Below are 13,200 nucleotides of genomic sequence, written 5' to 3'. Positions count from 1 at the left end.
GTCGTTTCATGCAAGGCCCATCATGGGGCCGGCTTGCTGAGAAATGGTTAACGGCGCGCCCGTTGCGGCGCGCTCACGTCGCGGCCGGGCGCTGCGGGCAGCGGCAGGGGCCGGCTGGGCAGGGCATAGGCGAAACAGGCGCCCCCGCGCGACCTGACCTCGGCACACAGCCCATTGGCGGCAAACCGGCCGGACAGGCCACCGGCGGCGACCCGCCAGAGCTGACGGCCCTTGACCACGGCCGGCACGATCACCGGGCGGTAGGCTGCAAGTTTCGGGTTCTGGCGGGTATAGATGGCCCAGGCGCGGCGGGCGTTCTTCTCGCTCCCGAAGGCGCCAAGCTGGACCACGTGGTTGGCCCCGGTCAGCGGCCGGGCCATGATCGCGGCCACTGCCCGGGTGCGGGCCGGGGCGGTGACGGGCGCGGGCCGGAACCGGTTCGCCTGGAAATCGCGCGCAGTGAAGGCCTGGGCCACGCTCGCCATGGTCGGCGCATGATGCACCGCCACGGCCGGCGCCGGCGAAGGCGCCGACTGCGCGGCCAGGTTGGTCGCCACGCTGCTCGGCACCGGTGCGGCGGGGGCCGCGTCGGCCAGGACGGGGGCCACGGCGGGCAGTTCGCCGGCGGGCGCGGCATCGGCGGTGCGCGGCGCGGCGGCCCCGGTATGCAGGGCCAGCGCCTCGGGCTGGCCGGGGTCCATCCGCACCGGTGCGCCGATCAGGCCGGCCACGCGGTCGCGGTTGCGATCGGGCAGGGCGGAAATTGCCCAGATCGCCAGGCGGCGGTCAAGCTGGTCGGCGGGAACGTCCTGCGCGGCCAGCACCTTGGCCTCGGCCCAGCGGCCATCGAGCGCATAGGCATAGGCCAGGTTCTGGCGCAGCTTGGGCGTATTCTCGCCCCCGCGCACCGCATCGGCCAGGATCGCCACCCCGCGCGAGGTCTCGCCGGCCAGGGCCAGGGCCAGGCCCAGATCGCCGGCGGGAATATCGCCGCGGTGTTCGTCAAGCACGGCCACCGCTTCGCGCAACTGGCCGCCACCGATCCGGGCGAGCGCATAAGACAGCGCGGTGCGCCCCGAACCATCGCCCAGCGCCATCGCATCGCCCAACGCGGTGCCGGCGGATTCGAACCGGCCTGCCGCCAGGTAGGCGCGGCCCAGTTCGGCGCGCACAGCGGCATCGTCGGGCGTGCGGGCCACGGCGGCTTCGGCCTTGGCCACGGCGCGTTCGCCGCGCGCGGCCTCGGCGGAGAACTGCCGGTCCGCGGTTGCCGCGCTGGCCGAGCGGATCGCCCCCTGCCCGGTGCAACCGGCCAGCAGCGAGAAGGCCAGCGCCGATCCGACCGCCAGCGGCAGGCGGACACCCGACTGGCGGTTGCGGTAGAGCGGCTCGCGGTGAAGCGTGGCGTGGTAGGGGGTCGAGGCCATGGGGTTAACTCCTCGCAAAATTGTCAGGCTTTGGCCGAACGCGGCTTGCTGGCGCGCTGGCCAGCGCGCTGGCTCGCGGCATCGCTGGCCAGCGGTTCGAGATCGGGCATGGCCGCCAGCAGGCGATCGAGTGCGTCGGTCACCAGGGCCTGGGCGCTGCGGGCGTCGAGCGCGCAGGCCAGCCGCAGCCGCAGGTGCCGTTCGGGATCGAGCCGCAGGGTGAAGGCCGCCTTGCGCGCGCCCTCCCGCCGATCGCCTCGCGCCTGCGCGGCAGCGGCGCCGGACACCTTGGGCGCTGCCTTGGCAGCCCGCTTGGCGGCGGATCCGCTGGTGATCGAGACCACGCGGTTCGCGTCATCGGCTTCGGGACCGAAATCGTTCCAGCCCAGGTCATCCTCGGGAATTTCGCCGTAAACGGCTTCGAGCGCGGCAAGCTGCTGGCGCATGGCGGGCCTGGCCGCGCCCTTGCGGGCGAGCAGGGCGGGCTTGAGCGAGGCGAAGGCTCCCGGCCCGTCGATCGAGCGGCCCACGATCAGGACCCCGCCACCCGGCGGCCGAAGCCACCGACCGGGCGGGCCAGCCCCTGGGCCTGGGCCGGGCTCTGCGGCACGGCGAACACCGTGCGGCGGAAATTCTTTTCGAGCCGGTCGGCGATGTAGTTCCACAGCGCGGCGACTTCCATCGAAGACCGGCCGTTGGGATCGACCTCCATGACCGTGCGGCCATCGATCATCGAGGCCGCGAAATCGGTGCGGTGATGCAGCGTGATCGGGGCCACCGTGCCATGCTGCGAGAGGGCGACCGCCGCCTCGCTGGTGATCCGCGCCTTGGGGGTCGCGCCGTTGACCACGAACAGCAGGGGCTTGCCAGCGCGTTCGCACAGATCGACCGTGGCGCCCACGGCGCGAAGGTCATGCGGGCTGGGGCGCGTGGGGACCACGATCAGCTCGGCCACCGCGATGACCGACTGGATCGCCATGGTGATTGCCGGCGGGGTATCGATCACCGCCAGCTTGAAGCCCTGCTGGCGCAGGACCTGAAGATCGGCGGCCAGCCGCGCGACCGTGGTCTGGGCGAAGGCGGGGAAATCGTCCTGCCGCTCGTTCCACCAGTCGGCGAGAGAACCCTGGGGGTCGATGTCGATCAGCACGACCGGCCCCGCCCCGGCGCGCTGCGCCTGGACGGCAAGGTGGCCGGAAAGCGTGGTCTTGCCCGATCCGCCCTTCTGCGATGCAATTGCCAAAACGCGCAAAGTTCATTCCCCCGCCAAGATTGCGCCGCCTTTGCCCCTTCCCGGAAATCTGCCCCGGGAACGCGCATCAACTCGCGGCAACCAAAACATATGGTCCCTAAGATCGGGTTAACGCCGGACCGCCGGGTTACTTCCTGGAAGCTTGTTTTCACCGCCGCCGCTACCGGCGAACACTTTGCCCGGCGCCAGTCCTGTGGCACAAGCCGGCCCGGGGTCGCATCCGCATGGACGCAGGGGACATGATGAGGGCAACAGCTATCTGGACCGCGATTTCGGCAGGGACATTGCTCGCCGCCGGCATGGGAGCCGCGCCGGCAATGGCGGAGTTGAAACCCATGTCCGACGTCAAACCCCTTTCCGACGTCAGGGCCGGCGCCGATGCCTGGAGCCGGGGCGACTATCCCGGCGCGGTGGCGCAATGGCAGGGTCCGGCCGCCGCCGGCGATCCCGACGCCCAGTTCAACCTCGGCCAGGCCTATCGCCTGGGTCGCGGGGTGGAGCGGGACCTTGCCCGCGCCGAGGACCTGTTCGGCAAGGCCGCGGCCCAGGGCCATGTCCAGGCGGCCGACAACTACGGCCTGCTGATGTTCGATCGCGGCGCCCGCGCGGCGGCCATGCCCTATGTCCGCGCCGCCTCGGATCGCGGCGATCCGCGCGCCCAGTACCTGATGGGCATCGCCCACTTCAACGGCGACCTTGCGCCCCGGGACTGGGTTCGAGCCTATGCCCTGATGACCCTGGCGCAAGGCGCCGGCCTGCCCCAGGCTGCCCCCGCGCTCCAGCAGATGGACGGATTCATCCCGCTGGACCAGCGCCAGGAAGCCGCGCGCCTCGCCCCGCAGATCGCCCAGGCCGCAGACACCGCCCGCGCCACCCAGATCGCGGCGGGCGATCTTGGCGGACCGCCGGCCCAGCCCCTGCCCCTGCCCCTGCCCCTGCCCCAGCCCACCCCGCCACGGCCGGTCGCCGTGCCCGGGCAAGGGGCGGCCAGCGCCGGGGCTGATTATGCCCGCGCCGGCAATGTCCCGCCGCCGGGACTTCCCGCAGCGGCCTTCGCCCCGCCACCGCCCCGCCCCGCCCCGGCCGCGCCCACCGCCTCCGCCCACACCGCGCCTGGCGGCAGCCCGGCCACGGCCGGGGCGGACTATGCGCGCGCCGGCAATGTCCCGCCCCCCGGCCTTCCCGCCGCAGCTTTCGCCCCGCCGCGCCCCCGCCCGCCGGTCGCCGCCGCGCCAGCCCAACCTGCCAAGCCGGCCACCGCACCTGCCCCCGCAGCGAAGCCGCCAGCCGTCGCCGCGAAGCCCCAGCCCGCCCCCCATGCCGCCGCCAGCAGCCCGTGGCGGGTCCAGCTTGGCGCCTTCGGGGTTCCAGCCAATGCCGATGCGCTCTGGGCCAAGGTTTCGGGCCGCCCCGAACTGGCCGGCCATGCCCGGATCAACGTCAAGGTGGGCCGGGTGAGCAAGCTCCAGGCGGGCGGGTTCGCGAGCCAGTCGGCCGCCGCCGCGGCCTGCGCGGCGCTGGCCCGCTCCGGCCACACCTGCCTGCCCGCGCAGGACTGAGGCCTTGGACGCAGCCACCGGGCTGCTCTCCCCGGCTGGCGAGAGGCAGCGCCTCGCCAGCCTCGACCTGCTGCGCGGGCTGGCCGTTCTGGGCATCCTGGCGATCAACATCGGCGGCTTCGCCGGGCCGATCGCGGCCACCCTTTCGCCCAACCAGCCGGTAGCCGGCACCCTGGCCGACGAAGCCGCCTGGGCGCTGGCCCTGGTGGTGTTCGAGGGCAAGATGCGGGCGCTGTTCACCCTGCTGTTCGGCGCCTCGCTGCTGCTGTTCATGGACCGGGCGGAAAGCCGCGGCCGCAATGGCGAACGCCTGCAATTCCGCCGCCTCGGCTGGCTCGCCGTGGCCGGCTATCTCCATTACCTGCTGCTGTGGTGGGGCGACATCCTGTTCACCTATGCCCTGGCGGGCCTGTCCGCCCTTGCCTTCCGCCAGGCTCCGCCCCGCGCCCTGGCCACGGCGGCCCTGGTCCTGTTCGCCGGCTGGCACCTGACCCTGGCGGCCGCCATGGTGCCGCAGGTTGCCCGTGAGGACCGCGTGCTTGCCGGCCAGGCTCGCCCGGGCGAGGCCGCCGCCTATGCGGCCGACCGTGCCGAGGCCGAGGCCAAGACCACCCGCGAGCTCGCCCGCGACCGCGCGGGCCTGGCCGCGCAAGCCGCCGCCAAATGGCACGAAGCGCCCGGCGAGCCGATCGAGGCCGCGCTCACTTGCATGGGCGAAACCCTGCCACTGATGCTGCTGGGCATGGCGCTCTATCGCGGCGGCTTCTTTTCGGGGCGCTGGCCCCGGCCCGCTTTACGCCGCCTGGCCATTGGCGGGATCGCCACGGGCGGCGCGCTGACCATCGGCTTCCTCGCCTGCGCTTGGCCGCGCCATTTCCCGCCCGACCTGATGCAGGCCGCCCTCGCCTATGGCCTGGCCGTGCCCCACCTGCTGATGGCGCTGGGCTACGGCGCCGCCCTGCTCCTCGCCCTGCCCGCGCTCGCCCCCACGTCGCTGGGCCAGCGCCTGATCGCGGCCGGGCGCATGGCCTTCACCAACTATATCGCGATGAGCCTGGTGATGGGGCTGGTCTTCCAGGGCTGGGGGCTCGACCTGATCGGCACGGTGCCGGAGCGCTGGCAAGGCCCGTTCGTGGCGCTGGGTTGGGCGCTGATGCTGGGCTGGAGCAAGCCATGGCTCGCCCGCTTCCGCCATGGCCCGCTCGAATGGCTGTGGCGCTCGGCCACCTGGGGACGAATCCAGCCCTTGCGGCGTTGATCAGGTGATTGCCACCCCTTGTTATTGCGATCCATTCGCAATATCTAGGACAGGAACCCTGGACCGGAGCCATCGATGTTCATCTGCATCTGCAATGCCATCCGCGACTACGAGCTGCGCGACGCGGCCCTGCGCTGCGACGGGGATGCCGAGGCGGTCTATGCCCTGCTCGGCAAGGTTCCGCAGTGCCGGCAATGCCTGGAAGAGGCCGAGGAACTGATCGCCGAGGAACGCGCCCTGGCTGGCGTTGCGGGCGAATTGCTGGCCGGCTGACCGCCCCTGCCACGCGTGCTCCCGCAGGTCATTGCGAAATCGGCGCGCGCGGCGCATCATCCCGCGCGGGCGGGGGTACAAAGAGGAGTACCCGACGATGCAGGGCGATCCGCAGGTCATCGATTTCCTCAACAAGGCGCTGCTCAACGAGCTGACCGCCGTCAACCAGTACTGGCTGCACTACCGGATGCTCGATAACTGGGGCGTGCAGCGTCTGGCCGAGTTCGAGCGCCGCGAATCGATCGACGAGATGAAGCACGCCGATCGCCTGGCCGAACGCGTGCTGTTCCTTGATGGCCTGCCCAATTTCCAGGCCCTGGGCCGGCTCAAGATCGGCGAGAGCGTCGAGGAGATCCTGCGCGGCGACTTCGCCCTCGAACACGAGGCCATCCCCCTGCTCAAGGAAGCCATCGCCCATTGCGAGGCCGTGCGCGACTATGTCAGCCGCGACCTATTCGCCGATATCCTCGAGAACGAAGAGGAGCACGTCGACACGCTGGAAAAGCAGTTCGACATGATCGCGCGGATGGGCCTGGCCAACTACGTCCAGCTCAACAGCAAGCCGGTCGGTGAATAGCCCGCAACCGGAAATCCGGGCTTCGGCCCGGCATAGAGAAGTTTGCTCGCCATAACTCCACCAAATACGTAGAGATATTCCATCGCGCCGGTCCGCTCATGGCCCGGCGCGATCGCGGCTTTTGATCCTGTCAGCTTGCTCCGCGTCACCAACGGCTAAAGCGCACGAAGCCTACGCGACCGCGCGTGTTTTCGTGTTCCCTTCACGGAGAAGACGAAATGGCCCTGCATTCCCGATCACCCGCTTCCACCGCCGATGGCCACCGCGATGTGCGCCTGCGCCGCCGCGAGCCGCAGCCCGCCGCCATCCGCCTGCCCCACCCCTCGTGGCGCCGCGCGGTCGGCGGCCTGCCGGAAACCGGCGCCCAGCGCCTTTCCAGCGCCAGCGAATTCTGGGACCGGCTGGGAATCTGAGGGCAGCCGGCGCTACTTCTTCGTGGCGAAGGGGTTCTTCGGGCTACGCAAGGTCAGGCGGATCGGCACGGCCTCGAAGCCCAGCTCCCGGCGAATGCCGTTCACCAGGTAGCGCCGATAGCTTTCCGGCAGCATATCAAGCCGGGTGCCGAACAGCACGAAGCCCGGCGGGCGGGTTTTCGCCTGGGTGATGTAGCGCAGCTTGATCCGCCGGCCGCCGGGCGCGGGCGGAGGATTGGCGGCCAGGGCATCGTCGAACCAGCGGTTGAGCGCGGCGGTCGGCACGCGCTTCGACCAGGCGTCGCGGATGTCGAAGGCGGCCTGGATCATCGTGTCCAGCCCCTTGCCGGTCCGTGCCGAAACCGACAGCAACGGCACCCCGCGCACCTGGGCCAGCCCTTCGTCCAGCGCGGCGCGCACGCCGTTGAACAGGCCCGAGGCATCCTCGGCCACGTCCCACTTGTTGATCGCTATGATCAGGGCGCGGCCTTCTTCCAGCACGAGGCTGGCGATCTTGAGATCCTGGTGCTCCAGCCCGCGGGTCGCGTCGAGCAGCAGCACGACCACTTCGGCAAAGTCGATCGCGTGGCGCGCATCGGCGACCGACAGCTTCTCCAGCTTGTCGACCACCTGGGCCTTCTTTCGCATCCCCGCCGTGTCGATCAGGCGAACCGGGCGCTCGGCCTTGGTCTTGGGGTCGGTCCAGGTCCAGTCAACCGCGATCGAATCGCGGGTGATCCCGGCTTCCGGCCCGGTCAGCAGCCGGTCCTCGCGCAGCAGGGCATTGATCAGGGTCGACTTGCCGGCATTGGGCCGGCCGACGATCGCCAGCTTGAGGATCGCCTGGGGATCGTAATCCTCCTCCTCCTGGCTGGCCTCGACTTCCGCCTCGTGCTCGGCCTGCTTGTCGTCGAGGTGCGGCAGCAGCGCCTCGAACAGGTCGGCCATGCCCTGGCCGTGTTCGGCCGAAAGGGCTACCGGCTCGCCGAAGCCGAGGCTGAAAGCCTCGTAGATCCCCGGGTCGCCCGACCGGCCTTCGGCCTTGTTGGCAAGCAGCACGATCGGCACGGTGCTGGTCCGCAGATAGCGGGCGATTTCCTCGTCGAGCGGGGTGATCCCGGCGCGCGCATCGATCACGAACAGCGCCACGTCGGCACCCTTCAGCGATGCCTCGGTCTGCTGGCGCATCCGGCCGGGCAGACTGGCCGCGTCCTCGTCCTCCCAGCCGGCGGTATCGACGATGGTGAAATCGAGCCCCAGCAGGTGCGCTTCGCCGAACCGGCGATCGCGGGTTACGCCCGGCTGGTCATCGACCAGCGCGAGCTTCTTGCCGACCAGCCGGTTGAACAGCGTCGACTTGCCGACGTTGGGACGCCCGATGATGATGACCTGGGGGAGCATGATCTGCGCGCAGTGCCGGTTTTGCAGCGCTTGTGCAAGCGCGGTGGCCACGCGGGGGGCATGACGGGAGCCGGGGCCGGCTCATTGCCAACCTGTTGTTAACCATAATGGCAGAGGCTGCATTAACCGCAGATCACCAATGAGTTCGGACCATGAGGTGGAAATCCGCCCCCCTTCTAGCCCTGGCACTCGCTGCCCTGACGGCGCCCGCGCTTGCCGATACCGTGGTCGATACCGACCACCTGCTGGGCGGCGGCAGCGCCAGCCTGCCGCCCTATCTCCAGTGCGTGCCCTATGCCCGGGCGGTTTCGGGCGTGAATCTCTTCGGCGATGCGCGGACGTGGTGGGACCAGGCGGAAGGCCGCTATGCCCGGGGCTATCGCCCCAGGGTCGGCGCGGTGATGACCTTCAAGCCCTATGGCGCGATGGCCCTGGGCCATGTTGCCGCGGTCAGCCGGATCATCGATTCGCGCACCGTGCTGCTGCGCCACGCCAACTGGAGCCCGATCAACGGTCGGCGCGGCCAGATCGAGAACGACGTGGCCGCGGTCGACGTTTCGCCCGGAAACGACTGGAGCGAGGTGCGCGTCTGGTTTGCGCCCCTGCAGGACCTGGGCACCACCCACTGGCCGGTGCAGGGCTTCATCTATCCCAACAAGGCCGGGAAGGCGCAGCCCGCCACCAGCCTCGCCACGGTCGGGGTCGGGGTCGGGGTCGGGGGCGGAGTCGGGGCAGACCCGATCGGCGCGATCATCGCCGCGCGACTCAGGCTGCGCTGACCGCGATCAGGCCTTGGCGACCGGCGCGTCTTCGCCCAGGTCTTCGTACCAGGCTTCGACCGGCCCATTGAGCTTGATCGTCAGCGGCTGGCCCTTGCGGTCCATCGACTTGCCCGCCTGGACCCGCACCCAACCCTCGGAAATGCAGTATTCCTCGATGTTGGTCCGCACCACGCCCTTGAAGCGGATGCCCACGCCGCGACGCAGCTTGTCGCCATCGAAAAAGGGGCTGCGCGGGTTGATCGCGAGGTGATCGGGGGGCACGTCCGGCCCGGATGCGGCGGGGGAAACGGTTTCTTCGCTCATGCCCGGGCCTCTAGGGCGCTTTGCCCGCTTGTCAACGCGCGCGAAGGCCTCTAAGGGCGCCTCTCCCGACGGAATGGGCGCGTAGCTCAGTGGTAGAGCACACCCTTCACACGGGTGGGGTCGCAGGTTCAATCCCTGCCGCGCCCACCATTCCGGCGAAGCATCCCCTCCATTTGGCGTCATCGCCCACCTCGCCCTGGTGCTTGACCGGCATCAATGCCGGAGCGATCCTTTCGTCGCATCGTGGGGGCGCAGCGCTCTTGCGAGCGGCAACGGAGAGGACGGATCATGTTCAAGACCAATGTGGGCGGAATTGATCGCGTGTTGCGGATCGTGGTGGGCCTGGTGCTGATCGCGCTGGTGTTCATTGGCCCGAAGACCCCGTGGGGCTGGATCGGCATCATCCCGCTGGCCACCGGCTTCCTGCGGACCTGCCCGGTCTATTCCCTGCTCGGGCTGAATAGCTGCCCGCGAGAATAAACTTCGATAAATTCGATACTTGAAGGGTAATATTGGCATCTTCAAACTATCGAACGCAAACTCGTTTCGTCATTAACCAATTCACCAAACATAGGTGATACCCCTTATCCTCGCCAAATCAGGCGGCGCGGGTGCTGTTGCGCCCGCCCCTGCCGGACAGGCTGTTTGGGTAAATTCGGGGGTATCGTGATGACATTCGAGAACAATGTGGGAGGCACCGAGCGCACCGTGCGTATCGTGGTTGGTGCCGCGCTGATGCTGTTGGCCTTCGTCGGGCCGAAGACCCCGTGGGGCTGGCTGGGCATGATCCCGCTCGCCACCGGGTTCCTGTCGTTCTGCCCGCTCTACCACCTCACCGGCAAGAGCTCGATCCCGGCGGATACGACTGATGGCGAATAACGGCGCCGGCGAGTAATCGCCCCATGCTTGCGCTGCGTCCGTGCCTGCGGCATGGCGCAGCGCCATGCATGATATCAAGCTGATCCGCGAGCATCCTGAAGCATTCGACGCCGGCCTCGCCCGCCGCGGCGCCGAACCGCAAGCCGGCGCCATCCTCGCGCTCGACAGCTCCCGCCGCGCGGTCGCCACGAAAATGCAGGAAGTTCAAGGCCGTCGCAACGAGGCGTCCAAGGCGATCGGCGCGGCCATGGGCCGAGGCGACAAGGATGGGGCCGAGGCGCTCAAGGCCGAAGTGGCCAGTCTCAAGGATGTCCTTCCGCAGCTTGAGCAGGAAGAGCGTGAGCTGACCGCGCAGTTGCAGGATGCGCTGGCCCGCTATCCCAACCTGCCCGCCGCCGAGGTGCCCGAAGGCGCGGATGAGGCTGATAACGTGGAAGTTTCCCGCTGGGGAACGCCGCGCAGCTTCGATTTTTCGCCGAAGGAACACGCCGATCTCGGCCCGGCGCTGGGCCTCGATTTCGAGACCGGGGCGCTGATTTCCGGCGCGCGCTTCACCTTCCTACGCGGGGCAATGGCGCGTTTGCAGCGCGCGCTCGCCCAGTTCATGCTCGATACGCAGACCCTGCAAGCGGGCTACACCGAGTGTGCAGTGCCCCTGCTCGTCAAGGACGAGGCCGTGTTCGGCACCGGGCAATTGCCCAAGTTCGCCGAAGACCTGTTCCGCACCACCGATGGCCGCTGGCTGATCCCCACGGCCGAGGTCAGCCTCACCAATTCCGTGCAGGGCCAGATCCTCGCCGAAGCCCAGCTGCCCCTGCGGCTGACCGCGCTTACCCCCTGCTTCCGCTCCGAGGCGGGCGCGGCCGGGCGCGATACGCGCGGCTATATCCGCCAGCACCAGTTCGAGAAGGTGGAGCTGGTCACCATCTGCAAGCCGGACGACAGCGCGGCCGAGCACGAGAAGATGACGGCCGCCGCCGAGGCAATCCTCCAGGCGCTGGACCTGCCCTATCGCAAGGTCCTGCTCTGCGCCGGCGACATGGGCTTCACGGCGCGCAAAACCTTCGATCTGGAGGTCTGGCTGCCCGGCCAGGCCGCCTACCGCGAGATCAGCTCGATCTCCAACTGCGGCGATTTCCAGTCCCGCCGGATGAACGCGCGCTACCGGCCCGACGGCCAGAAGGGCACCGAATTCGTCCACACCCTCAACGGTTCGGGGCTGGCCGTGGGCCGCACCCTGGTGGCCGTTCTGGAAAACTACCAGGAAGCCGATGGCTCGGTCACCGTTCCGCCAGCGCTGCGGCCGTGGATGGGCGGGATCGAGCGGCTGGTCCCGGCCGCCTGATGCGTATCCTGCTCACCAACGACGATGGCATCAATGCCCCGGGCCTCAACGTGCTGGAACGCATCGCCCGCCAGTTTTCCGACGACGTGTGGATCTGCGCCCCGTCCGAGGAGCAATCGGGCGCGGGCCATTCGCTCACCCTCAATCGCCCGGTGCGCCTTACCGAACACGCCCCGCGCCGCTTCTCGGTCAGCGGCACCCCCACCGATTCGGTCACCATGGGCCTGCGAAAGGTCCTGCCCGGCCCGCCCGACCTGATCCTCTCGGGCGTGAACCGCGGCGCCAACCTGGGGGACGACGTGACCTATTCGGGCACGGTCTCGGCGGCGCTGGAAGGTTCGCTGGCCGGCATTCGCTCGATCGCGCTGAGCCAGGTCTATGCCAGGGAGGGCATGGGCCACGACGTATCGTTTTCCGCCGCCGAACAATGGGGCGCCAAGGTCATCGCGCCGCTGCTCGATGCGCCGTTTGCGCCGCGCACCCTGGTCAACGTGAACTTCCCCGCGCGGCCCGGCGGCGAGGTGCGCGGCGTCCGCGTGGTGCGGCAGGGCTTCCACGATTACGGGCGCGGCACGCTGGTCGAATCGGTCGATCCGCGCGGCTTTCCCTATTTCTGGTTCGGCCTTGACGGGATCGAACATACCCCGGCTCATGAAACCGATCTCGAAGCCATCCAGGACGGCTATATCGCGGTGACCCCGCTCCAGCTCGATCTCACCCACGGCCCCTCGCTGGCCGAACTCAAGGCCCGCTTCGGCTGATGCGCGGCGGCGCGCGGCGGGTGGTTCTGCTGGCGGGGGCGGTTCTCGCGCTGGCCCTGGCCCCGCCCCTGTCGGCCCAGGCGGCAAAACGCCCCGCGCCCGCCACGGCCGACGACGCCGATCCCGCCCGCGAAACCCGCCACACGGTGAAGCCCGGCGAGACGCTGGGCGGCATCGCGGCGCGGGCCGAGGTGTCACGAGTGCTGATCATCGAGGCCAATGGCCTCCAGCCGCCCCATGGCCTGCGCGCGGGCCAGGTGCTGGTGATCCCGCGCCGCCGCCAGCACGTGACCCGGCCCGGCGAGACCGGTTTTGCCATCGCCATGGACCATGGCGTGCCGTGGAGCGCGATCGCCGCGGCCAATGGCCTTGATCCGCAGGCCCGGGTGCGCGCCGGGCAGAAGCTGATCATCCCGGTCCTGACCAAGGCTCCGCCGCCGCCCGCCACCGGCCCCGGCCCCGCCAGCGCCGACCGCGAGGAGGATGGCGACCGGTCCGCCGCCGCGACCACCGCCGCGTCCGCCCCGGCCGACCAGCCCGCGCGCTTTGCCTGGCCGGCGGCCGGCAAGGTCCGCCGCGGCTTTGCCCCGCGCCGCGCCGGCGCCAGCAGCCGCGAAGCGGCGGCGCCACAGGGCGCGCGCGGCCCGCATGACGGGATCGACATCGCCGGAAACAAGGGCGATCCGGTCCGCGCCGCCGCGCCGGGCCTGGTGTGGTATGCCGGCAAGGAGCCGAACCTCTACGGCAACGTGGTGATCATCGATCACGGCAAGGGCTGGTTCTCCGCCTATGCCAAGCTTTCAAAGGTGACCGTGACGAAGGGCGAAACGGTCCGCGCGGGCGAACGGGTGGGCCTCGTCGGCAACACCGGCTCCACTCCCACCACCGAACTGCACTTCGAGATCCGCCGCAAGACCATCCCGGTCGATCCGCTGAAGCTGCTGCCCCAGCGCAAGTAACCGCCGGCCAG

16 protein-coding genes and 1 tRNA gene are annotated in these 13,200 nt (G+C 69.8%); 12 read left to right on the top strand and 5 right to left on the bottom strand.

The window, feature by feature from the left end; translation table 11 throughout:
- Nucleotides 1-47: 47 nt before the first annotated feature.
- The 3 genes from ACFOD9_RS06325 to ACFOD9_RS06315 are packed head-to-tail and all read right to left on the bottom strand — an operon-like array spanning nt 48 to nt 2,679.
- Entirely contained in the window at nt 48-1,427 is a 1,380-nt protein-coding gene (locus ACFOD9_RS06325) for an SPOR domain-containing protein (RefSeq protein WP_379509248.1), read from the bottom strand.
- A gap of 23 nt (nt 1,428-1,450) precedes the next feature.
- Nucleotides 1,451-1,957 (bottom strand): hypothetical protein, encoded by a 507-nt coding sequence (locus ACFOD9_RS06320; RefSeq protein WP_379509247.1) that lies wholly within the window; start codon nt 1,955-1,957, stop codon nt 1,451-1,453.
- A 2-nt stretch (nt 1,958-1,959) separates the two neighbouring features.
- Nucleotides 1,960-2,679, bottom strand: coding sequence for an AAA family ATPase (locus tag ACFOD9_RS06315; RefSeq protein ID WP_379509246.1), 720 nt, complete (start codon nt 2,677-2,679; stop codon nt 1,960-1,962).
- A 335-nt stretch (nt 2,680-3,014) separates the two neighbouring features.
- Here ACFOD9_RS06315 and ACFOD9_RS06310 point away from each other — a divergent pair, with 335 nt between their 5' ends.
- The 5 genes from ACFOD9_RS06310 to ACFOD9_RS06290 all read left to right on the top strand — a co-directional run bounded on the left by ACFOD9_RS06310 (nt 3,015) and on the right by ACFOD9_RS06290 (nt 6,759).
- Entirely contained in the window at nt 3,015-4,238 is a 1,224-nt protein-coding gene (locus ACFOD9_RS06310; protein ID WP_379509245.1) for an SPOR domain-containing protein, read from the top strand.
- Between the two features lie 4 nt (nt 4,239-4,242).
- The gene (locus ACFOD9_RS06305) at nt 4,243-5,496 is read left to right on the top strand and encodes a DUF418 domain-containing protein (protein WP_379509244.1); all 1,254 of its coding nucleotides are present in this window, start codon (nt 4,243-4,245) and stop codon (nt 5,494-5,496) included.
- A 75-nt stretch (nt 5,497-5,571) separates the two neighbouring features.
- The gene (locus ACFOD9_RS06300) at nt 5,572-5,769 is read left to right on the top strand and encodes a (2Fe-2S)-binding protein (protein WP_379509243.1); all 198 of its coding nucleotides are present in this window, start codon (nt 5,572-5,574) and stop codon (nt 5,767-5,769) included.
- A gap of 97 nt (nt 5,770-5,866) precedes the next feature.
- On the top strand, nt 5,867-6,346 hold the full coding sequence (bfr, locus tag ACFOD9_RS06295; protein WP_379509242.1) for a bacterioferritin: 480 nt from the start codon (nt 5,867-5,869) through the stop codon (nt 6,344-6,346).
- 218 nt (nt 6,347-6,564) lie between these two features.
- Nucleotides 6,565-6,759 (top strand): hypothetical protein, encoded by a 195-nt coding sequence (locus ACFOD9_RS06290; protein ID WP_379509241.1) that lies wholly within the window; start codon nt 6,565-6,567, stop codon nt 6,757-6,759.
- Between the two features lie 12 nt (nt 6,760-6,771).
- On the opposite strand, the gene der is transcribed toward ACFOD9_RS06290, so the two are convergent.
- Nucleotides 6,772-8,160 carry a ribosome biogenesis GTPase Der gene (der, locus tag ACFOD9_RS06285; protein WP_379509240.1) on the bottom strand — a complete coding sequence of 463 codons (1,389 nt, stop codon included), beginning with the start codon at nt 8,158-8,160 and terminating at the stop codon, nt 6,772-6,774.
- 152 nt (nt 8,161-8,312) lie between these two features.
- Here der and ACFOD9_RS06280 point away from each other — a divergent pair, with 152 nt between their 5' ends.
- Nucleotides 8,313-8,939 carry a CHAP domain-containing protein gene (locus ACFOD9_RS06280; RefSeq protein ID WP_379509239.1) on the top strand — a complete coding sequence of 209 codons (627 nt, stop codon included), beginning with the start codon at nt 8,313-8,315 and terminating at the stop codon, nt 8,937-8,939.
- Between the two features lie 6 nt (nt 8,940-8,945).
- Here the strand turns inward: ACFOD9_RS06280 and ACFOD9_RS06275 are convergent, their stop codons facing one another.
- Nucleotides 8,946-9,245, bottom strand: a complete 300-nt coding sequence (locus ACFOD9_RS06275; RefSeq protein ID WP_379509238.1) for a DUF3297 family protein — start codon at nt 9,243-9,245, stop codon at nt 8,946-8,948.
- Between the two features lie 75 nt (nt 9,246-9,320).
- On the opposite strand from ACFOD9_RS06275, the gene ACFOD9_RS06270 reads away from it, so the two are divergent.
- The 6 genes from ACFOD9_RS06270 to ACFOD9_RS06245 all read left to right on the top strand — a co-directional run bounded on the left by ACFOD9_RS06270 (nt 9,321) and on the right by ACFOD9_RS06245 (nt 13,189).
- Nucleotides 9,321-9,395: transfer RNA gene (locus ACFOD9_RS06270), tRNA-Val, on the top strand.
- Between the two features lie 138 nt (nt 9,396-9,533).
- On the top strand, nt 9,534-9,725 hold the full coding sequence (locus tag ACFOD9_RS06265; protein ID WP_379509237.1) for a YgaP family membrane protein: 192 nt from the start codon (nt 9,534-9,536) through the stop codon (nt 9,723-9,725).
- A 189-nt stretch (nt 9,726-9,914) separates the two neighbouring features.
- Nucleotides 9,915-10,124, top strand: a complete 210-nt coding sequence (locus ACFOD9_RS06260; RefSeq protein ID WP_379509236.1) for a YgaP family membrane protein — start codon at nt 9,915-9,917, stop codon at nt 10,122-10,124.
- 64 nt (nt 10,125-10,188) lie between these two features.
- Nucleotides 10,189-11,469: a serine--tRNA ligase gene (serS, locus tag ACFOD9_RS06255; protein WP_379509235.1), complete on the top strand. Its 1,281-nt coding sequence runs from the start codon at nt 10,189-10,191 to the stop codon at nt 11,467-11,469.
- On the top strand, nt 11,469-12,230 hold the full coding sequence (surE, locus tag ACFOD9_RS06250; protein ID WP_379509234.1) for a 5'/3'-nucleotidase SurE: 762 nt from the start codon (nt 11,469-11,471) through the stop codon (nt 12,228-12,230). The genes serS and surE overlap by 1 nt, the downstream gene beginning before the upstream one ends.
- Entirely contained in the window at nt 12,230-13,189 is a 960-nt protein-coding gene (locus ACFOD9_RS06245) for a peptidoglycan DD-metalloendopeptidase family protein (RefSeq protein ID WP_379509233.1), read from the top strand. Before surE ends, ACFOD9_RS06245 begins: the two co-directional genes overlap by 1 nt.
- The last annotated feature ends 11 nt before the right edge of the window (nt 13,190-13,200 follow it).

It is taken from the genome of Novosphingobium bradum (assembly GCF_042646485.1).
Taxonomy (GTDB): Bacteria; Pseudomonadota; Alphaproteobacteria; order Sphingomonadales; family Sphingomonadaceae; genus Novosphingobium; species Novosphingobium bradum.
This window is presented reverse-complemented; position numbering and strand designations above follow the sequence as displayed.